Origin of the sequence: Luteimonas composti (assembly GCF_042678665.1) — a bacterium.
Classification (GTDB): Bacteria; Pseudomonadota; Gammaproteobacteria; order Xanthomonadales; family Xanthomonadaceae; genus Luteimonas; species Luteimonas composti.
Map to the genome: position 1 here is coordinate 762,838 of NZ_JBHTKU010000001.1, position 22,255 is coordinate 785,092.

The 22,255-nt window shown below is 71.4% G+C and carries 19 protein-coding genes; 15 read left to right on the plus strand and 4 right to left on the minus strand.

All coding sequences use genetic code 11. The features are described from left to right. Positions 1-363 precede the first annotated feature (363 nt). The 3 genes from ACFQ2D_RS03565 to ACFQ2D_RS03575 all read left to right on the plus strand — a co-directional run bounded on the left by ACFQ2D_RS03565 (position 364) and on the right by ACFQ2D_RS03575 (position 2,692). Positions 364-1,083: a hypothetical protein gene (locus ACFQ2D_RS03565; protein ID WP_280940854.1), complete on the plus strand. Its 720-nt coding sequence runs from the start codon at positions 364-366 to the stop codon at positions 1,081-1,083. A gap of 68 nt (positions 1,084-1,151) precedes the next feature. Continuing rightward, positions 1,152-1,991 (plus strand): hypothetical protein, encoded by an 840-nt coding sequence (locus tag ACFQ2D_RS03570; protein ID WP_280940853.1) that lies wholly within the window; start codon positions 1,152-1,154, stop codon positions 1,989-1,991. Positions 1,992-2,017: 26 nt separating this feature from the next. Continuing rightward, a complete protein-coding gene (locus ACFQ2D_RS03575) occupies positions 2,018-2,692 on the plus strand; it encodes a hypothetical protein (RefSeq protein WP_280940852.1) in 675 nt (224 codons plus the stop codon). Positions 2,693-2,745: 53 nt separating this feature from the next. Here ACFQ2D_RS03575 and ACFQ2D_RS03580 read toward each other — a convergent pair whose 3' ends face one another. Further along, positions 2,746-4,173: a class II fumarate hydratase gene (locus tag ACFQ2D_RS03580; protein WP_280940851.1), complete on the minus strand. Its 1,428-nt coding sequence runs from the start codon at positions 4,171-4,173 to the stop codon at positions 2,746-2,748. A 174-nt stretch (positions 4,174-4,347) separates the two neighbouring features. Between ACFQ2D_RS03580 and purB the strand changes: the two genes are divergently transcribed. The 11 genes from purB to pilH all read left to right on the plus strand — a co-directional run bounded on the left by purB (position 4,348) and on the right by pilH (position 17,736). After that, on the plus strand, positions 4,348-5,730 hold the full coding sequence (gene purB, locus ACFQ2D_RS03585; protein ID WP_280940850.1) for an adenylosuccinate lyase: 1,383 nt from the start codon (positions 4,348-4,350) through the stop codon (positions 5,728-5,730). 2 nt (positions 5,731-5,732) lie between these two features. Continuing rightward, positions 5,733-6,131, plus strand: coding sequence for a VOC family protein (locus ACFQ2D_RS03590; RefSeq protein ID WP_280940849.1), 399 nt, complete (start codon positions 5,733-5,735; stop codon positions 6,129-6,131). Beyond that, entirely contained in the window at positions 6,128-7,051 is a 924-nt protein-coding gene (gene bla, locus ACFQ2D_RS03595) for a subclass B3 metallo-beta-lactamase (protein ID WP_280940848.1), read from the plus strand. Before ACFQ2D_RS03590 ends, bla begins: the two co-directional genes overlap by 4 nt. Then, positions 7,048-8,241 (plus strand): cupin domain-containing protein, encoded by a 1,194-nt coding sequence (locus ACFQ2D_RS03600; protein ID WP_280940847.1) that lies wholly within the window; start codon positions 7,048-7,050, stop codon positions 8,239-8,241. The genes bla and ACFQ2D_RS03600 overlap by 4 nt, the downstream gene beginning before the upstream one ends. After that, entirely contained in the window at positions 8,238-9,149 is a 912-nt protein-coding gene (locus ACFQ2D_RS03605; protein WP_280940846.1) for a GNAT family N-acetyltransferase, read from the plus strand. Before ACFQ2D_RS03600 ends, ACFQ2D_RS03605 begins: the two co-directional genes overlap by 4 nt. 195 nt (positions 9,150-9,344) lie before the next feature. Then, positions 9,345-12,170: a 2-oxoglutarate dehydrogenase E1 component gene (locus ACFQ2D_RS03610; protein WP_280940845.1), complete on the plus strand. Its 2,826-nt coding sequence runs from the start codon at positions 9,345-9,347 to the stop codon at positions 12,168-12,170. 36 nt (positions 12,171-12,206) lie between these two features. Next, complete coding sequence (sucB, locus tag ACFQ2D_RS03615) at positions 12,207-13,415, plus strand: dihydrolipoyllysine-residue succinyltransferase (RefSeq protein WP_280940844.1); 1,209 nt, start codon at positions 12,207-12,209, stop codon at positions 13,413-13,415. Positions 13,416-13,525: 110 nt separating this feature from the next. Continuing rightward, entirely contained in the window at positions 13,526-14,962 is a 1,437-nt protein-coding gene (gene lpdA / locus ACFQ2D_RS03620; protein WP_280940843.1) for a dihydrolipoyl dehydrogenase, read from the plus strand. A gap of 89 nt (positions 14,963-15,051) precedes the next feature. Continuing rightward, positions 15,052-15,645 carry an LOG family protein gene (locus ACFQ2D_RS03625; RefSeq protein ID WP_280940842.1) on the plus strand — a complete coding sequence of 198 codons (594 nt, stop codon included), beginning with the start codon at positions 15,052-15,054 and terminating at the stop codon, positions 15,643-15,645. Between the two features lie 634 nt (positions 15,646-16,279). Next, on the plus strand, positions 16,280-17,275 hold the full coding sequence (locus ACFQ2D_RS03630) for a YhdH/YhfP family quinone oxidoreductase (RefSeq protein WP_280940841.1): 996 nt from the start codon (positions 16,280-16,282) through the stop codon (positions 17,273-17,275). Positions 17,276-17,337: 62 nt separating this feature from the next. Then, complete coding sequence (gene pilH, locus ACFQ2D_RS03635; protein ID WP_280940840.1) at positions 17,338-17,736, plus strand: twitching motility response regulator PilH; 399 nt, start codon at positions 17,338-17,340, stop codon at positions 17,734-17,736. A gap of 1 nt (position 17,737) precedes the next feature. Here pilH and ACFQ2D_RS03640 read toward each other — a convergent pair whose 3' ends face one another. Both ACFQ2D_RS03640 and ACFQ2D_RS03645 read right to left on the minus strand, forming a co-directional pair. Further along, on the minus strand, positions 17,738-18,640 hold the full coding sequence (locus ACFQ2D_RS03640) for a DnaJ C-terminal domain-containing protein (RefSeq protein ID WP_280940839.1): 903 nt from the start codon (positions 18,638-18,640) through the stop codon (positions 17,738-17,740). A gap of 61 nt (positions 18,641-18,701) precedes the next feature. Beyond that, positions 18,702-19,160 carry an Hsp20/alpha crystallin family protein gene (locus ACFQ2D_RS03645; protein ID WP_280940838.1) on the minus strand — a complete coding sequence of 153 codons (459 nt, stop codon included), beginning with the start codon at positions 19,158-19,160 and terminating at the stop codon, positions 18,702-18,704. Positions 19,161-19,289: 129 nt separating this feature from the next. Here ACFQ2D_RS03645 and ACFQ2D_RS03650 point away from each other — a divergent pair, with 129 nt between their 5' ends. Continuing rightward, entirely contained in the window at positions 19,290-19,772 is a 483-nt protein-coding gene (locus tag ACFQ2D_RS03650) for a peroxiredoxin (protein ID WP_280940837.1), read from the plus strand. A gap of 7 nt (positions 19,773-19,779) precedes the next feature. On the opposite strand, the gene pbpC is transcribed toward ACFQ2D_RS03650, so the two are convergent. Beyond that, positions 19,780-22,176, minus strand: coding sequence for a penicillin-binding protein 1C (pbpC, locus tag ACFQ2D_RS03655; protein WP_280940836.1), 2,397 nt, complete (start codon positions 22,174-22,176; stop codon positions 19,780-19,782). Positions 22,177-22,255: the final 79 nt, after the last annotated feature.

Consider the following 22,255-nt stretch of genomic DNA (forward strand, 5'->3'; position numbering starts at 1 on the left):
GCGCTCGCGGACTGGCCTACCGCCAGTTCGCCTCGGCGAACGCCCGGCCATGGATGGCCGGGCCGGACGGATCCGGAGAGACGATGTGCCGCCATGGATGGCGCGACCGCCAACCAGCCTGCACCTGCGATCGCGAACGACCGGCCACGAAAGGAGGCCGGACGATCCCGGAGAACGGACGCGCCGCCATCGATGACACGACGCACGTTGACAAGACCGCGCCCGTCTTTGCTGGCACCCGTCATGGATGACACGACCCGACAGCGCGATCGCGTCCCGACCAGCCCCGCCCGGCGCCCTCGCCCGTCACACCAGTCTTCCGCCACGCGTCGCATCCACTCCCGACAGCCCGAGGCCATCGTCATGAAGTCACTCGCCACCATCGCCCTCCTCGCCTGCCTGCCGCTGCTCGGCGCCTGCCAGCGCGACGATGCCGCCGCGTCCGCTCCGCCGGCGGCAGAGCAGGCCGACACCCGGCCCGCGCCGCAGACCGCGCTGGGCCGCACGGTGGCCGCCGCGATGGACAAGGCCCGCCAGGAGCTGCACGAAGGCAACCTCAGCCTCAACGGCTCGACCGATATCCGGATCAACGGCAAGCGCGTCCACCGCAACGCGGACGACCTGCCCAAGGCCGAAATCGCCCCCGACGGCCAGCTGATCGTGGCCGGGAACGCTGTCGCCATGGATGCGGCCACCCGGGCGCTGGCCCGCGAATACCGCGAAGGCATCCTCGCGGTGGCCGAGACCGGCATGGACCTGGGCGTGCAGGGCGCCGACCTGGGCATGCGCGCGGCCGCCGACGCCATCGGCAGCCTGCTGCGGGGCGATACCGAGGAGATGGAGAAGCGCGTCGAAGCCGAAGCCGCCGCGCTCGAGGCTTCGGCCCTGCGCCTGTGCGACCACCTGCCCGCGCTGCTGGCGGCGCAGGATGCGCTGGCGGCCGCGGTGCCCGAGTTCGCGCCCTACGCGCGCATGGAAACCAGCGACATCGAGGACTGCCGCGACGCGTCCGAACACGGCAGCGCCCCTGCGGACGCCTCCGCCGCCGCCGAGGCCGACGCCGCGGCGGCGCGCGCCGACTGACCGCGGGTTCAACCATCGCCCGTGCCGCCGCATCCCAGTGCGGACATCACACGTACAAGGACCACCGCATGACCTATTCGATCCTGCCCCCCCTGCCCCTCCTGGCCCTCGTCCTCGCCTCCGCGTTCGCGCCCGCTCTCGCGGCCGACTGCGCCCATTCCGCCCCGCGCGACCTGGCCCTCGACCTGGACGGGGTGAAGACGGTGATGTTCGAGGTCGGCCCGCACGAGTTGCGTGTCGACGCCTCCGCCTCGCCGACCGGCAGGATCAGCGGTCGCGCCTGCGCGTCGAGCGCGGAGCGCCTGGATGCGCTGACCGTCACCCAGCAGCGGGATGGCGAGCGGCTGCGCGTACGCCTGTCGCGAGAGGACCGCGGCTGGGGCCTCGGCATCGGCAACCGCTACGCCTACCTCAGCCTCGAGGCCGGCCTGCCCGAACACGTCCTGGTGCAGCTGGACGTCGGCTCGGGCGACGCCTGGCTGACGGGTGCGGCGGCCGCCAGTGCCGACGTGGGCTCGGGCGACGTGGACATCCGCCGCACCCTCGGCCAGGTCACGATCAAGGTCGGCTCGGGCGACATCGATATCGACGAGGCCGGCGCGCTCAAGGTGCTCTCGGTCGGCTCGGGCGACATCGAGGCACGCAACGTGCGCGGCGACACCGAGGTGGGCAGCATCGGTTCGGGCGATTTCACCCTGCGCCGCGCCACCGGCAACGTGGCCATCGATTCGATCGGCTCGGGCGATGCCGGGCTGGCCGACATCGGAGGCAGCGTCCGGGTGGGTTCCGTGGGTTCGGGCGACCTCGATGTCCAGGGCGTCGGCGGCAACCTCACCGTGTCCTCGGTGGGCAGCGGCGACGTCAGCCATGGCGGCGTACGCGGCACGGTCGACGTGCCACGCCGCTGATCGATTCGCGAACCGGAGACCGCCCCATGCGCCGTGCACTTTCCCGCCACGCCATCCTGCCCGTGCTGCTGGGCGCCGCGCTGGCCATGCCCGCCACGTTCGCCCACGAGCGTCCCGCTGCCGGCATCGGCGCCGAAATCCGCGCGGACATGGACGAGGCGCGGCGCGAGGTCCGGCTCGAGCTGGCCGCTGCCCGCGCCGAACTGGAAACCGGCAACCTCGAGCTGGGCCAGGACCTGCGCCTGGGCAAACGCGGGCGCGGCGACGACCGCGCCGACCCGCTGCCCAAGGCGGAGATCACGCCCGCTGGCGACCTGCTGCTCGCGGGCCGGCCCGTCGCCGTCGACGCGGCACAGCGACGGGAGCTGCTCGCCTATCGCGGCCAGGTCATCGAGGTCGCCATCGCCGGGATCGAACTCGGCGAGCGCAGCGCCAACGCAGCGCTCGACGCCGTGGACCAGGGGTTGTTCCGGCTGATGTTCAGCGCAATGACCGGCAGCCTGGAGCGGCGGATGGAAAAGACCATCCGCGAGACCGTCGAACCCGGCGTACGCCAGATCTGCCTGAGCCTGCCCGCCCTGTACGAAGCACAGCAGCGCCTCGCCGGCACCGTGCCCGAGTTCCGCCCCTACGCCACGATGCAGGCCGACGAAATCGACGACTGCCTGGACGAGGTCACCCGGGAGTTCGCGCAGCGCTAGGCGCCGCGCGCACGCGGCAGGAATGCGGCGGGCTCCCGCCGGAGTGCGACGCCTCAACCACCGCCGGCTGCATCGTGGATCCCGCCGCGGGTCAGGGCGGCGGGGTCGAGCAGGCGACGCAGCTGGTCCGCGGACAGGCCGCTGTCCTCCAGCGCCACGTCGAACACGGGGCGGTTCTCGCGGTAGGCGCGCTTGGCGATCGCCGCAGCCTTCTCGTAGCCGATCACCGGGTTGAGCGCGGTCACCAGGATCGGGTTGCGGCCGAGCGCCGCGTCGATGTTGTCGCGGCGCAGCCTGAGCCCGGCGATCGTGCTGTCGGCCAGCATCCGCGACACGCTGGCCAGCAGGCCGACCGAGTCGAGCAGGTTGCTGGCGATCAGCGGCAGCGCCACGTTGAGCTGGAAGTTGCCGGTCTGCCCGGCGACGGTGATCGCGGTGTGGTGGCCGATCACCTGCGCGCAGGCCATCACCGTGGCTTCGGGGATCACCGGGTTGACCTTGCCGGGCATGATCGAGCTGCCCGGCTGCAGCGCCGGCAGCTCCACCTCGCCCAGCCCCGCCAGCGGCCCGGAGTTCATCCAGCGCAGGTCGTTGGCGATCTTGATCAGGGCCACCGCCAGCGCGTTGAGCTGGCCCGACAGCTCCACCGCGTCGTCCTGCGCCGCGATGCCCTCGAAGCGGTCGCGCGCCGGCTCGAAACGGCTGCCCGACAGCCGCGACAGCTCGCGCGACACCCGCTCGCCGAACTTCGGGTGCGCGTTGATGCCGGTGCCGATGGCGGTGCCACCGATCGGCAGCCGCCGCAGCCGTACCAGCGCATCGACGAGCCGTCCTTCGGCCGAGGCCAGCTGCGAGGACCAGGCACCGAACTCCTGGGCGAAGGTGAGCGGCATCGCGTCCATCAGGTGGGTGCGGCCGGTCTTGACCACCTTGCCGAAGGCGCGCGCGCGGCCGTCGATGGTCTTGCGCAGGTGGCGCAGGGCCGGCAGCAGGTCCTCGACCACCGCCAGCTGCGCCGAGACGCGGATCGCGGTGGGCACCACGTCGTTCGAGCTCTGGCCGAGGTTGACGTGGTCGTTGGGATGGACGCGACGACGCGCGGTCGAAGCCAGGCGCGCGATGACCTCGTTCGCGTTCATGTTCGACGAGGTGCCGGACCCGGTCTGATAGACGTCGACCGGGAAATGCGCGTCGTGGCGCCCCTGCGCCACCTCCAGCGCAGCGCGCCGGATCGCCGTTGCCGAGGCCTCCGGCAACAGGCCCAAGGCGCCGTTCACGGTGGCCGCGGCGGCCTTGACCAGGCCCAGGGCGCGGATGAACCCGCGCGGCATCGGCCGGCCCGAGACCGGGAAGTTGAGTACCGCACGCTGCGTCTGCGCGCCCCACAGCGCATCGGCAGGCACCTGCAGTTCGCCCATGCTGTCGTGTTCGATGCGCGCGCCCGCGGTGTCCGCGGTCGTATTGGTCCTGCGCCTGGCCATGGTGCTGCCTCCTTCGAAAGACGGGCCGGCGCGCGAAGCCGCCGGCGCGGCCGAGCATACGCCAGCGGCGGTCGGGGCCCCGGCATCGCGTCGCGGCCCGCCACGGGCACCGGCCCCGCGCCCCGCCGGGCGAAGGCCTCTAGAATATGCATCCCGTTCGCGCGCCCGCCCCACATGTCCGCCACTTCCCCGCAAGACGCCGCCCTGCTCGCCCTGTCGCCGCTCGACGGCCGCTATGCCGCCAAAGTCGGCGCGCTGCGACCGATCTTCTCCGAGTTCGGACTGATCCACGCCCGCGTCCGGGTCGAGATCGAATGGCTGATCGCGCTGGCGGCCGAACCCGGCATCGCCGAGCTGCCCGGCTTCGACGACGCGCAGGTCGCGACGCTGCGCGGGCTGTGGCAGGCGTTCTCGACCGCCGACGCGGCGCGGGTCAAGGAGATCGAGCGCACCACCAACCACGACGTCAAGGCGGTGGAGTACTTCATCAAGGAGCGGCTGCAGTCCGAGCCGGCGCTGGCGCAGGCGCTGGAGTTCGTGCACTTCGCCTGCACCAGCGAGGACATCAACAACCTGTCCTACGCGCTGATGCTCGGCCAGGCGCGCCAGGAAGTGCTGCTGCCGCGCCTGGACGAGGTGATCGCGAAGCTGCGCGAACTCGCCCACGCGCACGCCGCGCTGCCGATGCTTTCGCGCACCCATGGCCAGAGCGCCTCGCCGAGCACGGTCGGCAAGGAACTCGCCAACGTGGTGGCGCGCCTGCAGCGCCAGGGCGAGCAGCTGGCCGCGGTCGCGATCTGCGGCAAGATCAACGGCGCGGTGGGCAACTACAACGCCCACCTGGCCAGCTATCCCGAGGTCGACTGGCCGGCGTTCGCCCGGCGTTTCGTCGAATCGCTGGGCCTGGAGTTCAACGCCTACACCACCCAGATCGAACCGCACGACTACATCGCCGAGCTGTGCGACGCGCACAAGCGCATCGGCACCATCGCCATCGACCTGTGCCGCGACATCTGGGGCTACATCTCGCTGGGCTACTTCAAGCAGGCGGTGGTAGCGGGCGAAGTCGGCAGCTCGACCATGCCGCACAAGGTCAACCCGATCGACTTCGAGAACGCGGAAGGCAATTTCGGCATCGCCAACGCGCTGCTCGAGCATTTCGCCGCCAAGCTGCCGGTGAGCCGTTGGCAGCGCGACCTCACCGATTCCACCGTGCTGCGCGCGCTCGGCACCGCCTTCGGCCACGCCCTGATCGGCTTCGACGCGCTGCTGCGCGGCCTGGGCAAGCTCGGCGCCAACCCCGACCGGCTGGCCGCCGACCTCGACGCCTCGTGGGAAGTGCTGGCCGAGGCCGTGCAGACGGTGATGCGCCGCCACGGGCTGCCCAATCCCTACGAGCAGCTCAAGGCGCTGACCCGCGGCCAGGGCATCACCGCCGACTCGATGCGCCAGTTCATCCAGTCGCTGGACCTGCCCGAGGCCGACCGCCGGCGCCTGCTGGACATGACCCCGGCCAGCTACACCGGCCTGGCCGCGGAGCTGGCGTCGGGCATCTGAGCATGCGCCTGCTGCTGAACATCGACGTCCCCGACCTGGCCGCGGCCGAACGGTTCTACGTCGATGCCTTCGGCCTGCGGCGCGGCCGCCGCCTCGGCGACACAGCGCTCGAACTGCTGGGGGCCGAGGCGCCCGTCTACCTGCTGCAGCAGCCGGCCGGCAGCACCGGCGCGGCCGCGCAGCCGCGCGATTACGCGCGCCACTGGACGCCGCTGCACCTGGACGTGGTGGTCGAGGACCTCGACGCTTCGCTCGCGACCGCGCTGGCCGCCGGCGCAAAAACCGACGGCGACGTGCGCGAGGCGGCCTGGGGCCACATCGTGCGGATCGCCGACCCTTTCGGCCACGGCTGGTGCCTGCTGCAGTTCCTCGGTAACGGCTACGACGAGATCGCCACATGACCCCGCGCATCACCCCGCTCCACGCCGCCGCGCTCCTTCTGGCCGCCTGCACCCACGGCAAGGCCGCGACGCCGGACACAACGGCCGCCGCCGCGGCCGCACCCGCGGCGCCGGCCGCCTGTCGCGACGACTCGGGCTGGGACGATCCGGCCACGCCGTTCAGGATCCACGGCAACACCTGGTACGTGGGCACCTGCGGCATCGCCGCCCTGCTGGTGACCTCGCCGGAAGGCCACGTGCTGGTCGACGCGGCCACGCCGGCCGCCGGCCCGCAGATCCTCGCCAACATCCGCAGCCTCGGCTTCGCGCCGCAGGACGTGCGTGCGATCGTGTTCTCGCACGAGCATTTCGACCATGTCGGCAGCCTGGCCGCCCTGCAGGCCGCCACCGGCGCGCCGGTGTACGCGCGTCCCGAGGCGATGGCCACGCTGCGGCGCGGCGCCAGCGACGAGAGCGATCCGCAGTTCGGCGAACTCGAACCCTTCGCGCCGGTCGCTGCGCCGCAGCCCGTGCCCGAAAGCCGCGTACTGGAGGTCGGACCGCTGCGCCTGCGGGCGGTCGCCACTCCCGGCCACGCGGTCGGCGGCACCAGCTGGACCTGGCGGTCCTGCGATGGCGAGGACTGCCAGCAGCTGGTCTACGGCGACAGCCTGACCGCGGTCTCCGCCGATGGCTACCGCTTCAGCGACCACCCCGACGCGCTCGCGCGCCTGCGCGAGAGCTTCGCCCGCGTGGCCTCGCTGGAGTGCGGGATCCTGGTGACGCCGCACCCGTCCGCCAGCGGGCTGTGGGCGCGGCTGGGGCCGGACGCGACGCGGCCGCTGGTCGATGCCCAGGCCTGCCGCGCCTACGCCGACGCCGGGACCGCGCGCCTGGAGCGGCGGCTCGCGCGGGAAGCCGGCGAAGGCGCCGCGCCATGAGCCGCCCGCTGCCCATCGAAGTACAGGGCCGGCCCGGCCAGTTGCTCGGCATGCCGCCGGCGCGCTTCCTGCGCGACTACTGGCAGAAGCGGCCGCTGCTGGTACGCGGCGCGATCCCAGGCTACGTCTCGCCGATCGAGCCTGAAGACCTGGCCGGCCTGGCCTGCGAGGAACTCGCGCTCTCGCGCCTGATCCAGCACGACCGCGCAGGCGACGCCTGGCAGGTGCGCTCCGGGCCGTTCGCGGAGGAACTGTTTCCCACCCTGGGCGAGCGCGACTGGACCCTGCTGGTGCAGGACGTGGACAAGTGGGACGCCGATGTCGCCGCCCTGCTCGGCCATTTCGATTTCATCCCGCGCTGGCGCATCGACGACATCATGGTCAGCTTCGCCGCGACCGGCGGCTCGGTCGGCGCCCACGTCGACCAGTACGACGTGTTCCTGCTGCAGGCCAAGGGCCACCGCCGCTGGCTGATCGACGCCGGCGAGGATCCGCCGCTGGATTTCCGCGACGACGTCGAGCTCAAGCTGCTGCGGCAGTTCGACGCCAGCCACGACTGGGTGCTGGCACCGGGCGACATGCTTTACCTGCCGCCGGGCGTGCCGCACCACGGCGTGGCCGAGGATCCCTGCCTGACGTTCTCGGTGGGCATGCGCGCGCCCTCGGCCGCCGAGCTGATGGGCGACTACATCGACACCCTCGCCGCGGCCGCGGACGAGGGCCTGCGCTATGGCGACCCGGACCTGGCGCCGGCGGAGGATCCCAACGAGATCGACGCGGAGGCGATGCGGCGCGTGGTCGACGCGCTGAACGCATTGCGCTTCCGCGATCCCGACCGGCTCGGCGACTGGTTCGGGCGCTTCATCACCCAGTACCGCAACGTCGACGTGGCCGCTGGCGACGGCCAGGCGCAGTCGCGCATCGAGGTCGAATGGTCGCTCGAGCACGCCGGCGGCGTGCTGCAGCGCCATCCCTATGCACGCATGGCCTGGCGCCGCGCCGCCGACGGCGCGCGCCTGTACGTCTCCGGCCAGGACCTGTCGATGCCGGCCGCCGACGCGTCGCGCATCGCCGCCAGCGAGCGCATCGACGGCGTGCTGTACGCGTCACTGTCGGACGCGGGCCGGGACGCGGTCCAGGCCCTGCTGCAGTCGGGCCACTTCCAGTGGCTGGACCAGGACGCGGGGTGAGCGCGCCCGGCCCGTACCAGATCGTCGAGGCCGACTACGGTTCGGACCAGGCGGCGCTGCGCGCGGTGCGCGAGGCCGTCTTCATCCGCGAACAGGGCGTGCCCGCCGAGCTGGAGCTCGACGCGCTCGACCCGCGCTGCCGCCACGTGCTGGCCCGCGATGCGGCCGGCACGGCGATCGGCACCGCGCGACTGGCGCCGGACGGCCGGATCGGACGCATGGCCGTGCTGGACGGCTGGCGCGCGCACGGCGTCGGCAGCGCCCTGCTGCAGGCACTGCTGCGCATCGCCCGCCAGGACGGGCTGCCGCGGGTCGGCCTGCACGCCCAGGAGACGGCCATCGATTTCTACCGCCGGCACGGCTTCAGCCCGGTCGGCGAGCGCTTCGAGGAGGCCGGCATCGTCCATCTGGCCATGCAGTGCCGGATCGACCGGCCGGTCGCGGTGGAGGACCGCCCGGCGGCCGTCGTCGCCACCGTCGCGGTGGTCGCGGCTGCCCGCAGGCAGCTGGCCATCCACAGCCGCGCCCTCGACCCGGGCCTGTACGACCATCCGCGCGTGCTCGAGGCCCTGCGGCGCTTCGCCGTGGCCGGCGGCGGGCCGCAGGTCCGCATCCTGCTGCAGGATGCAATGGCGGTGCAGCGCGCGCAGGCGCCGCTGATCGCCCTGTGCCAGCGCCTGCCCAGCGTGTTCGCCCTGCGCGAAGCCGGGGATCCGGTGGACCGCGAGAACCCGGTGGCCCTGGTCGCCAGCGATACCGGCAGCTACTACCTGCGCCCGCTCGGCCATCGTTTCGAGGGCGAAACGGAGCATGGCGCCCGTGCACGCACCCGCCAGCTGCTGCGGGCCTTCGACGAGGCCTGGGAGCGCGCCCGGCCCTGCACCGAGCTGCGCGCGCTCGGCCTCTGAGCCGGCGCGAATAGGCGAACTGCGTCGCAAAGGCCTGTCCGCGACCCGAACGCGCGTGTCCATCAGTCCAAAGCATGATGCAACGCCGCAACGCCAGTGGCTATAATGGCGTGCTCCATATGCCGCCGATTCCGGAAGCCAAAAATCTTTCCGGATCAGCCATTTGCCTACCCAACCGAGTCCCAGACGCCCGACGTGGACAGTCTTCTCAAGCAGTTTGCGCAGTCCTCCCAGCTTGGCGCCAATGCCGCCTACATCGAGGACCTCTACGAGCAGTACCTCGTGTCTCCCGACAGCGTCGGGCCGAAGTGGAAGGCCTGGTTCGACGGCTTCCAGGGGCGGGAGGCCGGTGATATCCCCCATTCCCCGGTCGTCGCCGCCGTGGCCGAAGCCGGCCGCCAGGCCGCGCGGGGCGTGGTCGCCGGCGGCACCAGCGACGAGCGCGAGCGCAACGTCGGTCGCCTGATCACCGCCTACCGTTCGCGCGGCCACCTGGGCGCCAGGCTCGATCCGCTGTCGCTGTCGCCGCCGATGAACCCGCCGGACCTGGGCCTGGATTTCCACAGCCTGTCCGAGCGCGACCTCGACGGCGAATTCAGCACCGGTGGCGTTGCCGGCCAGCCGCGCATGAAGCTGCGCGACCTGCTGGCCCGGCTCAAGGCCACCTACACCGGCCCGATCGGCGCCGAGTTCATGCACATCCCGGAGGTCGAGCAGCGCCAGTGGCTCTACCAGCGCCTGGAGGCCGCCGGCGGCGACTACAACCTCAGCGCAGAGACCCGCAAGCGCGTGCTCGAGCGGCTGACCGCCGCCGAGGGGCTGGAGCGCTACCTGCACACCAAGTACGTCGGCCAGAAGCGCTTCTCGCTCGAGGGCGGCGACTCGCTGATCCCGCTGCTCGACAGCGTGGTCCGCCAGGCGGGCATGGAAAAGGTCAAGGACATCGTGATCGGCATGGCCCACCGCGGCCGCCTCAACGTCCTGGTCAACACCCTGGGCAAGAATCCGCGCGCGCTGTTCGACGAGTTCGAGGGCAAGTTCGAGCACAACGAACTGGCCCATGCGGGCGACGTGAAGTACCACATGGGCTTCTCGGCCGACATCGCCACCCCCGGCGCGCCGGTGCACCTGGCGCTGGCCTTCAACCCCTCGCACCTGGAAATCGTCGACCCGGTGGTCGCCGGCTCGGTGCGTTCGCGCCAGGAGCGCCGCCAGGACGAGGAGCGCCGCCAGGTGCTGCCGATCCTGATCCACGGCGACGCCGCGTTCGCCGGCCAGGGCGTGGTGATGGAGCTGTTCCAGATGTCGCAGGCGCGCGGCTTCGCCGTCGGCGGCACCCTGCACGTGGTGGTCAACAACCAGGTCGGCTTCACCACCAGCAACAAGGAAGACGCGCGGTCCACGCTGTACTGCACCGACGTGGCCAAGATGGTCGGGGCGCCGGTGTTCCACGTGAACGGCGACAACCCTGAAGCCGTGGTGTTCGTGGCCAAGCTGGCCTACGAGTTCCGCCAGCAGTTCAAGAAGGACGTGGTCATCGACCTGGTGTGCTACCGCCGCCACGGGCACAACGAGGCCGACGAGCCGGCGGCGACCCAGCCGGTGATGTACCAGACCATCCGCAAGCATCCGACCACGCGCGAGCTCTATGCCGCGCAGCTGGAGAAGAGCGGCGTGATCGCGGCCGACGAGGCCAAGGCCCTGGTCGACGGCTTCCGCAACAAGCTCGACGCCGGCGAGGTGACCACCGAGCTGGCCGGCTCCAAGCCCGAGGACTACGAGCTGACCATCGACTGGTCGCAGTACCTGTCGGGCACGCTGGCCGACAGCGTCGACACGCGCGTGCCGGCCGAGCGCCTGGGCGAGCTGGCCAGGACCATCAACGAGATCCCGGCCGACGTCACCCTGCATCCGCGCGTGGCCAAGATCTACGAGGACCGCCGCAAGATGAGCGCGGGCGAGCTGCCGGGCGACTGGGGCTTCGCCGAGAACCTGGCCTACGCCACCCTGCTGGCCGAGGGCCACGGGCTGCGCCTGGTCGGCCAGGACGCCGGCCGCGGCACCTTCTTCCACCGCCACGCGATCCTGCACGACCAGAAGACCGACAACTACTTCATGCCGCTGCGCCAGCTGGTCGAGCGGCCGGAGCAGGCGACGGTCATCGACTCGCTGCTGAGCGAGGAAGCGGTGATGGCGTTCGAGTATGGCTTCTCCACCACCGACCCGAACACGCTCGACATCTGGGAAGGCCAGTTCGGCGACTTCGCCAACGGCGCGCAGGTGGTGATCGACCAGTTCATCGCCTCGGGCGAAGCCAAGTGGGGCCGCATCTCCGGCCTCACCCTGCTGCTGCCGCACGGCTACGAAGGCCAGGGCCCCGAACACAGCTCGGCGCGCCTGGAGCGCTTCCTGCAGCTGTGCGCGCTGGACAACATGCTGGTCTGCGTGCCGACCACGCCCGCGCAGTGCTTCCACATGCTGCGCCGGCAGTTGAAGATGGCCACGCGCAAGCCGCTGGTGGTGATGAGCCCGAAGTCGCTGCTGCGCCACAAGCTCGCGGTGTCCACGCTGGACGAACTGGCCAACGGCGGCTTCCAGCACCTGATCCCGGATGCCTCGGCCGAGGCCAGGAAGGTCAAGCGCGTGGTGCTGTGCTCGGGCAAGGTCTACTACGACCTGCTCGAGGACGCGCAGAAGCGCGGCCAGGACGATGTCGCCCTGGTCCGCATCGAGCAGCTGTATCCGTTCCCGCGCGAACTGCTGGCCGCCGAACTGAAGAAGTACGGCAAGGCCAGCGACGTGATCTGGTGCCAGGAAGAGCCGCAGAACCAGGGCGCGTGGTACCAGATCAAGCACCACCTGCAGGCCTGCCTGGCCAAGGGCCAGGCGCTGAGCTACGCCGGCCGCAGCCGCTCGCCCTCGCCCGCCGTCGGCCATTTCGCCGACCACGTCGAGGAACAGCAGCGCCTGGTCGCCGATGCCCTGGTCAATCCGCCCGGCAACCAGATCGTCGCCGAATAACACCGCCCGAATCCAACGCATCAAGGACGCCAGCCCATGGCCACCGAAGTCAAAGTTCCGGTCCTTCCCGAATCCGTGTCCGACGCCACCATCGCGGGCTGGCACAAGAAGGCCGGCGACGCCGTCCGCCGCGACGAGAACCTGGTCGACCTGGAGACCGACAAGGTCGTGCTCGAGGTGCCCTCGCCGGTCGACGGCGTGCTCAAGGAGATCAAGTTCTCCGAGGGCGACACGGTGACCAGCCAGCAGGTGCTGGCGATCATCGAGGAAGGCGCCGTCGCCGAAGCCGCCCCGGCCCCCGCCGCGGGCGCGGAGGAAGTGCAGCCCAAGGCCGACGCCGCCAAGGCCGAAGCCAAGGCCCCCGCCTCGACCAGGCCGGCCCCGGCCGGCAACACCGGTGAGCTGCCGCCAGGCGCGCGCTTCACCGCCGAGAAGGAAGGCATCGATCCCTCGCAGGTGCAGGGCACCGGCCGCCGCGGCGCGGTGACCAAGGAGGACCTGGTCAACTACGCGGCCGGCAGGACCGGCGGCGTCTCCGGCGGCGCCCGTCCGGAAGAGCGCGTGCCGATGACCCGCATCCGCAAGCGCATCGCCGAGCGCCTGATGCAGTCGAAGGAATCGATCGCCATGCTGACCTCGTTCAACGAGGTCAACCTGGGCAAGGTGATGGCGCTGCGCAAGGAGCTGGGCGAGCAGTTCCAGAAGGACCACGGCATCAAGCTCGGCTTCATGAGCTTCTTCGCCAAGGCCGCGGCGAACGCGCTGCAGAAGCACCCGGTGGTCAATGCCTCGGTCGACGGCGACGACATCATCTACCACGGCTACGCCGACATCTCGATCGCGGTGTCGACCGACAAGGGCCTGGTGACCCCGGTGCTGCGCAACGTCGAGCGCATGTCCTTCGCCGACATCGAACTGGGCATCGCCGAGTACGCCAAGAAGGCGCGCGACGGCAAGCTCGGCCTGGACGACCTGCAGGGCGGCACCTTCACCATCACCAACGGCGGCACCTTCGGCTCGCTGATGTCGACGCCGATCGTCAACCCGCCGCAGTCGGCGATCCTGGGCATGCACGCCATCAAGGATCGCGCCGTGGTCGAGAACGGCCAGGTCGTCGCCGCGCCGATGATGTACATCGCGCTGTCCTACGACCACCGCATCATCGACGGCAAGGACGCGGTGCTGTTCCTGGTCGACATCAAGAACCAGCTCGAGAACCCGCACCGGATGCTGCTGGGCCTGTAACCAACCTCCCTCCCCCGCTTGCGGGGGAGGCTCGTGATGGGGGCCGCGCCGACGCCTGGCCCCCGTCCGACATCCCCGCGCACGGGGATGGGAAACAGCAAGGAACCGACATGGCTGAACAATTCGACGTCGTCGTCATCGGTGCCGGCCCCGCCGGCTACCACGCCGCGATCCGCGCCGCGCAGCTGGGCATGAAGACCGCCTGCATCGACGCCGCGCTGGGCAAGGACGGCAAGCCGGCGCTGGGCGGCACCTGCCTGCGCGTGGGCTGCGTCCCGTCCAAGGCGCTGCTGGACTCGACGCACCAGTACGAGAACATGCTGCACAAGTTCGACCAGCACGGCATCAGCTTCAAGGATGCGGCGATGGACGTGCCGAAGATGATCGCCCGCAAGGACGGCATCGTGAAGCAGTTCACCGGCGGCATCGCCATGCTGTTCAAGGCCAACAAGGTCACGCCGTACTACGGTTTCGGCCAGCTGCAGCCGGGCAACGTGGTCAAGGTGAAGCAGCACGACGGTTCCGAGGTCGAGCTCAAGGGCACCAACGTCATCATCGCCGCCGGCTCGGATTCGATCGAACTGCCGTTCGCCAAGTTCGACGGCGAGACCATCGTCGACAACGTCGGCGCGCTCGATTTCACCGACGTTCCCAAGCGCCTGGCCGTGATCGGCGCCGGCGTGATCGGCCTCGAGCTCGGCAGCGTGTGGAAGCGCCTGGGCGCCGAGGTCACCATCCTCGAGGCGATGCCGGAGTTCCTGGCCGCCGCCGATGCCGAGGTTTCCAAGCTGGCCGCGCGCGAGTTCAAGAAGCAGGGCCTGGACATCCGGCTGGGCGCCAAGGTCTCCAAGGCCGAGGTCACCGGCAAGGGCAAGAAGAAGGAAGTGCAGGTCACCTTCGCCGACGGCAAGGGCGAGCAGACCATCGCCGTCGACAGGCTGCTGGTGGCCGTCGGTCGCCGCGCCGCGACCAAGGGCCTGCTGGCCGAGGGCACCGGCGTGCAGGTCAACGAGCGCGGCCAGATCGTGGTCGACGAGCACTGCCACACCGGGGTCGACGGCGTCTGGGCGATCGGCGACTGCGTGCGCGGCCCGATGCTGGCGCACAAGGGCTTCGAGGAAGGCATCGCCGTGGCGGAGCTGATCGCCGGCCTGCCGGGCCACGTCAACTTCGACACCATCCCCTGGGTCATCTACACCGGCCCGGAGATCGCCTGGGTCGGCAAGACCGAGCAGCAGCTCAAGGCCGAGGGCGTGCCCTACAAGGCCGGCAGCTTCCCGTTCGCCGCCGTCGGCCGCGCCGTCGCCATGGCCGAGCCCACCGGCTTCGTCAAGGTGATCGCGCATGCGGAGACGGACCGCGTGCTGGGCCTGCACATCATCGGCGCCAATGCCTCCGAGCTGGTCCACGAGGGCGTGCTGACCATGGAGTTCAAGGGCTCCGCCGACGACCTCGCCCGCATCTGCCACGCCCACCCCACCCTGTCGGAAGCGGTGCACGACGCGGCGATGGCGGTCGACAAGCGCGCGATCCACAAGGCCAACTGAGCCCGGACCGCGTCGGCCGAAGGCCCGGGCACGCCCGGGCCTTCGTCGTTCCAGAGGCCAGGGCTCCCCAACGTTCCGGATATCCGAACATGCGTTCGATCTGCGTCTACTGCGGTTCCAACAGCGGCGGCAAGCCCGTCTATACCGAGCGCGCCATGCGCCTGGGCGAGCGCATCGCCCGTGAAGGCCTGCAGCTGGTGTACGGCGGCGGCAATGTCGGCCTGATGGGCGTCGTCGCCGATGCGGTGCTGCAGGCCGGCGGCGAGGTGGTCGGCGTGATCCCCGAGCAGCTGGTCAACTGGGAGGTCGCGCACAAGGGCCTGACCCGGCTCGAGGTGGTCGGCTCGATGCATGAGCGCAAGATGCGCATGTTCGACCTGGCCGATGCTTTCGTCGCCCTGCCCGGCGGCTTCGGCACGCTCGACGAGATGTTCGAGATGCTGACCTGGCGCCAGCTCGGCATCGGCGACAAGCCCTGCGCGTTCCTCGACGTCGACGGTTTCTACCAGCCGCTGGTCGCGATGATCGACCACATGGTGCAGGAGCGCTTCCTGCACGCCGCGCAGCGCGCCGACCTGTGGCATGGCGAGGACATCGACGCGATGTTCGCGTGGATGCGGAATTACGCGCCGGCGAGCGCGTCGAAGTGGCTGGACGAGAAGCACCGCAAGTCCCTGCGGTAAGTTGGCGGCGCGTGGCGGCGCGTTTGTCATCGGGGCGCCCGCGCGCTGATCGGGCGCGGACGAGAAGCACCGCAAGTCCCTGCGGTAAGTCCGGCGCGTGGCGGCGCGTTCGTCATCGGGGCGCCCGCGCGCTGATCGGGCGCGGACGGGAAATCCGCAAGTCCCTGCGATGAGTCATGGTGCGTAGCGACGCGCTTGCCATTGGGGCGCACGCGCGCTCATCGGGCGCGAACGGGAAATCCGCAAGCCCCTGCGGTGGCTTCGCGGCGCGCAGCGACGCGTTCGTGATCCGCGGCGCACCTGTGGCAACGGGGCGCGGCTCGACGCGAAACACCGCAAGTCACTGCGTAAGGGTCCGGCGCATGGCGAGGTGTTCGTCATCGGGCGCCCGTCTTCCATCCGGGCGCGGACGAGGAGCAGCGCACAACCCTGCGCGGAGCGCGAGGGCACTGCGCGGCTGCCGTCCTTGCGCAATCTCCCGGACCCACCCTCCTGCCACGGCTGCGCGCGGGCGCCAGTGCCCGATGGGCATGGCCCACGGACGGATATCCTGTGACAATGCGGCGGTTGGATGGACCGGCCGCATCGCGCCGCCGGTGATCCCGCCCGGCCCCCCGGCACGACAGGACGCAGCATGACCCTACCCGACGGCTTCAACGCCTACCGTATCCACAGCGACGACAACGGCTATCGCAGCGGCGTCGAAGCGGTGTCGCTGGACGATCTGTCCCCCGGCGAGATCGTGGTCAAGGTCGCGTTCTCCTCGGTCAACTACAAGGATGCACTGGCGGGCACCGGCAAGGGCAAGATCCTCCGCCGCTTCCCGCTGGTGGGCGGCATCGACCTGGCCGGGCACGTGGTCGCTTCCACCGATCCGAAATTCCGCGAGGGCGACCAGGTCCTGGTCACCGGTTCGGGCCTGAGCGAGACCCGCGACGGCGGCTATTCGCAGTACGCGCGCATCGAGGCGAAGTGGGCGGTGCCGCTGCCGCTGGGCCTGTCGATGCGCGAAAGCATGGTGCTGGGCACCGCAGGCTTCACCGCCGCGCTCGCCCTGCTGCGCATGCGCGACAACCGCCAGTCGCCCGACCTCGGCCCGCTCGCGGTGACCGGCGCCACCGGCGGCGTTGGCTCGCTGGCCGTCGACATCTTCAGCCGCGCCGGCTACACCGTGCATGCGGTCAGCGGCAAGCCCGAGCAGGCCGGCTACCTGCGCGCCATCGGTGCCAGCGAGGTGCTGGGCCGCGACGCGCTGTCTACCACGCGGCCGATGGAATCGGTGCGTTTCGGCGGCGGCCTCGACAACGTCGGCGGGCCGATGCTGACCAGCCTGCTGGCGCAGACGCGTCCCTACGGCAACGTCGCCAGCGCCGGGCTGGCCGCCAGCGCCGACCTGCCGGCCTCGGTCATGCCCTTCATCATCCGCGGGGTCTCGCTGCTGGGCGTGGCCTCCGCGGGCACCGCGCGCGACATCCGCGACGAGATCTGGCAATTGCTGGCCAGCGACTGGAAACCGCGTTACCTCGACCGCATCTGCACGCGCGAAACCACGCTCGAAGGCCTGCCCCAGGTGTTTTCGGACATGCTGGCGGGCGGGTCGGTGGGCAGGACCCTGGTCACACTCCCTTAGCCCGGAGCGTTGGCGGGGCCCGTCCCGCCGCTACAATCGGCCGTCCAAAAGGGGAAAAACGCATGGCCCGCATCCTCATCGTCGACGACTCGCCCTCCCAGCTGATGGGTATCCGCCGCATCGTCGAGAAGCTGGGGCACGAGGCGGTGACCGCCGAGGACGGCGCGGCCGGCGTGCGCGCGGCGAAGGAATACCTGCCCGACCTGGTCCTGATGGACGTGGTCATGCCCAACCTCAACGGCTTCCAGGCCACGCGCACGATCAAGCGCGACCCCGCCACCAGCCACATCCCGGTGATCCTGGTGACCACCAAGGACCAGGAAACCGACCGCATCTGGGGCATCCGCCAGGGCGCGCAGGGCTATCTCACCAAACCCTTCAGCGAAGCCGAGCTGACCGAGGCGATCGTCTCCACCATCGGCCACGGCAGCGAGACGCCGCCGTCCGGCGACGCGGCCTGAGTCAGCGCCGCCACTCGTCCGCGAAGGCGTCGCGCAGGCGCTCGTAGGCTTCGCGCTGGGCCTTCTTTCCGGGCGCCGGCGCCTGGATTTCGAGTTCCACCAGCTGGTCGCCCGCCGGCGCGCCAGCGGCGCCCGGCAGCCCCCGACCGCGCAGGCGCAGCTTGCGCCCGGCTTCCGAGCCCTGCGGAATCTTCAGTTCGACGCGCCCGCCCAGGGTCGGCACGCTGACGCTCGCGCCCAGCGCCGCTTCCCAGGGCGCGAGCTGCAGGACGTGGATGATGTTGCGGCCGTCCACCTCGAAGTCCGGGTGGGCTGCGTACTCGATCTCCAGAAGCAGGTCGCCGCCGCGGCTGCCCTGCCGCGCCAGCCGGATCACCTGCCCCGGACGCACGCCCGGCGGTACGCGCACGTCGAAGGATCGGCCATCGACGGAGATGCGCACGCTGTCGCCGCGGTAGACGGTCTCCAGCGACACGGCCACGCGGGCGCGCGTGTCGCCCGCGCCCGCCGCCGCGCCGCCGCGCGCGCGCGGACCGCCGTTGCCGCCGGCCTGGCGGCGGAACAGGCTCTCGAAGAAATCGCTGAACCCGCCGCCCGCGCCGCCGCCGGCGAACACGTCCTCGAAATCGAAGCCGGCCGGGCCGCCGGGGCCGAAGCCCGCCGGCGGCACCTCGTCGCCGGGACGGTAGCCGCCGGCGCGCAGCTGGTCGTAGGCCTTGCGCCGTGCCGGATCGCGCAGCGCCTCGTAGGCCTCGTTGACGGCCTTGAACTTGTCCTCGGCGCCCGCTTCCTTGCTGACGTCGGGATGGTACTTGCGCGCCAGCCGGCGATACGCGGACTTGATCTCCGCCTCGCCCGCATTGGGCTCCACGCCCAGGACGCTGTAGTAATCCTTGAACTGCATGCTCGCTCCACGACGACGGCCCGCACGCGGGCCGTCGCAGTTTACCGGCGCAAGGACGCGATCAATGCGTCGCCGACGTGCCCACCTGGATGCGGCGCGGCGTGGTTTCGGGGCGCTTGGGGATCACGATCTCCAGCACGCCGTTGCGGCCGCTGGCGGCCACGCCATCGGGATCGGCGCTGTCGGGCAGCGCGAAGCGGCGGTGGAAGCTGCCATAGCGGCGCTCCACGCGCGAGAAGCGCTCGGTCTCGGTGGTCGACTCGCTCCTGCGCTCCCCCTTGATCGAGAGGATGCCCTTGTCCATCTGCACTTCGATGTCCTGCGGATCGATGCCCGGCAGGTCGGCGTAGATCACGAAGCGGCTGGCCTCCTCCTTGATGTCGACCCGCGGCACCCACTGCGCGGTGACGACGGCCGAGGCGTCGGTGTCCTCCTGGCCGAAGAAGCGGTCGAAGACCTGCTTGATCTCGTCTTGGAGCGCCACTTCCGAGGGACGCTGGCGGTAACGGACGATGCTCATGTCGGTTTCTCCTGGTGTCTGCGGCGGCGCCGGGGCCGCCATGGCCGCAATCTGGGAACGCCCCGACGGCTTTCAAGCCCCGGCGTGCGAGGATAGGCGCGGCATTCATCCCTCCCGGCAGGCTTTCCCATGACGATCCAGATCGGCGACCGCATCCCCGAAGTGGTGCTCAAGTACATCGACGACGGCGTGCAGGCGATCGACACGCCGACCCTGTTCGAGGGCAGCCGGGTGGTGCTGTTCGCCGTGCCCGGCGCGTTCACCCCGACCTGTTCGGAACGCCACCTGCCCGGCTTCATCGAGCAGTTCCCCCGCTTCCAGGAGCGGGGCATCCACGTGGCCTGCATGGCGGTCAACGACCCGTTCGTGATGCAGGCCTGGGGCGAGCAGCTGGCGGTGCCCAAGGGCCTGCGCATGCTCTCGGACGGCAATGCCGACCTCACCCGTGCGCTGGGCCTGGAGATGGATGCCAGCGGCTACGGCATGGGCGTGCGCAGCAAGCGCTTCGCGCTGTACGCCGAGGACGGGGTGGTCCGCCAGCTGTTCGTCGAGGCGCCGGGCGAGTTCCGCGTCTCCAGCGCCGAGCACGTGCTGGCGCAGATCCCGGGCTGAAGTCGGCTCAGGGCAGGATCCGGAACTCCAGCGAGGCCCAGGCGCCGGTCGCCGCCAGCGCGGTCAGGCGGCGCGGCCCCGCGCCTTCGAAGGCGTGCTGGAAGGCATTGCCGCCGCGCGTGGTCGCGATCCAGCGTCCGTCCAGCAGCCACTGCACCTCGGCATCCGTGCCCAGCGCACGCAGCGACAGGCGGATGCCGCCGGCCTCGCCCGGCGACCGGGCCAGCGCGGCCCCGTCGGCCAGGCCCTCGATACGCAGTTCGGCCAGGTCGCGGCCGTCCTCGGCGCAGTCGGGCGACAGCGGTGGCGGGCGCGAGGCGCGGCGCACCGCTGCCGGCAGCCAGGGCGAGGCCAGCGCCGGCCACCGCGCCACCGCGGCGGGCTGCCGCGGGTGCGGGAGTGCGCAGTCCGGCGACAGCCGCAGTCCCGTCCGCGCATCCACGTCGAACCGCGCCAGGCCCGCGCTCCACAGGCGCGCGTCGCGCTCGGCGAACGTGGGCGGGACCGCGCCGCCGAGCGTCCAGGCTTCGAAACGGCGCTGGCACAGCGCTCCGTCCTGGGCTTCGGCGGCCGTGCCCAGCGGCCAGCAGATCCACTGCCGCGCCACGCCCTCGGGCATCGGCGGCGAGACGGCGTCGGCGCGTGAGCGCGGCAGGCTGTCGACCACCTCGAACAGCAGCGGCAGCGCGGTGATCGCGCCGTACTGCCCCGGCAGCGGCGTGCCGTCGGGCCGGCCGACCCACACGCCCACCGTGTGGCGCCGCGTACCGCCGATCGCCCAGGCGTCGCGGAAGCCGTAGCTGGTGCCGGTCTTCCATGCCACGCGTGGCCGTCCGCCCGGGTCGAACATGCCCTCGCGCTCGCCCGGGCGCGGGTTGGACGCGAGGATCTCGCGCACGATCCAGGCCGCACCCGGCGACAGCAGCCGCCGGTCGACGACCGGCGCATCGGGCGTGTAGCGCACGCGTCCGGCGATGCCGGCACGATGCAGCGCGGCGTGCGCGCCCACCAGGTCCTCGAGGCGGGCGCCGGTGCCGCCCAGGATCAGCGACAGGTTGGGCGTGGCGCCGCGCGGGAAGCGAAGCCCGATCCCGGCATTGTCCAGGCGCGCGGCGAAGCGCGCCGGGCCCACCCGGTCGAGCAGGTCCACGGCCGGCACGTTGAGCGACAGCCGCAGCGCGGTGGCCGCGCCGACGGGGCCGTTGAACGCGGCGTCGAAATTGCCCGGCCGGTAGCCGCCGAACGACTGCGGCGCGTCGACCAGCAGGCTTTCCGAATGGATCAGGCCGTCGTCCAGCGCCATCCCGTAGAGGAAGGGCTTGAGCGTGGAGCCGGGCGAACGCCAGGCCTGCACCATGTCCACGTGCCCCAGGCGCCGCCGGTCGAGCAGGTCCAGCGAGCCGACGTAGGCGCGCGCTTCCATGGTCGCGTTGTCGACCACCAGCAGGGCGGCCGAAGTGCGCTCGGGCAGGTCGGAGAAGTACGCCGCCACGCGCTCCTCGAGGGTTCGCTGCAGGCCGGCATCGAGGGTCGAGACGATGCGCGCCTGACGCGGCTGCGCCGCGCGCAGGCGCTGGGCCAGCAGCGCCGCCGACATCGGCGGGCGCAGGCTGCGCGCGACCACCGCCTCGATGCGCGCGTCGTCGACCACGTCGCGCGACCAGATGCCGCGGGCGGCCATGCGCGCGAGCACCTTGTCGCGCGCCCGCTGCGCAGCCTCGGGATGGCGGTCGGGCCGCAGCCGGCTCGGCGCCTGCGGCAGCACCGCCAGCAGCGCCGCCTCGGCGTGCGACAGGCGTGCCGACGGCTTGCCGAGGTAGGCCCAGCTGGCCGCCTCCACGCCCTCGATGGTGCCGCCGAATGGCGCGCGTTCCAGGTACAGCTGCAGGATCTGGTCCTTGGACAGGCGTGCCTCGAGCTGGAGTGCGCGCAGCACTTGGCGCAGCTTGCCGCCCAGGCTGCGCGTGGACGGGCCGGCGTCGCGATCGAGGATGCGCGCCACCTGCATGCTCAGGGTGGAGCCGCCGGAAACGATGCGCCCGCCGCGCGCCCACTGCCAGGCGGCGCGCAGCATGGCCACAGGGTTGACCCCGGGGTGGCGGCGGAACCAGCGGTCCTCATACGCCAGCAGGGCCTGCAGGTAGAGCGGCGACACGGCGTCGGGCGCGGCCGGGTAGCGCCATACGCCCTGGGCGTCGGCGAAGGCCCGCAGCGGCGTGCCGTCGGCGGCGACCACCAGCACGCTGGTGTCGCCGCCGCTGGGCAGCTTCGGCGGGAAGGCCAGGTCCAGGGCCAGCAGCGACAGCAGCAGAGCGACCGTGCCCCAGCGCAGCCAGGGCAGCAGGCGGCGCCAGCGGCTGCGGCCAGCCGACGGCGCGGGAGCGGCGGCGCGGCTCAGGCGCATCCGCCCTGCCCCGCCCCTGCGTCACCGCGCCTGGCGTCGTGGCCGGGTCGTCCTGGTGGCCGCGACCGCATCATCCGCT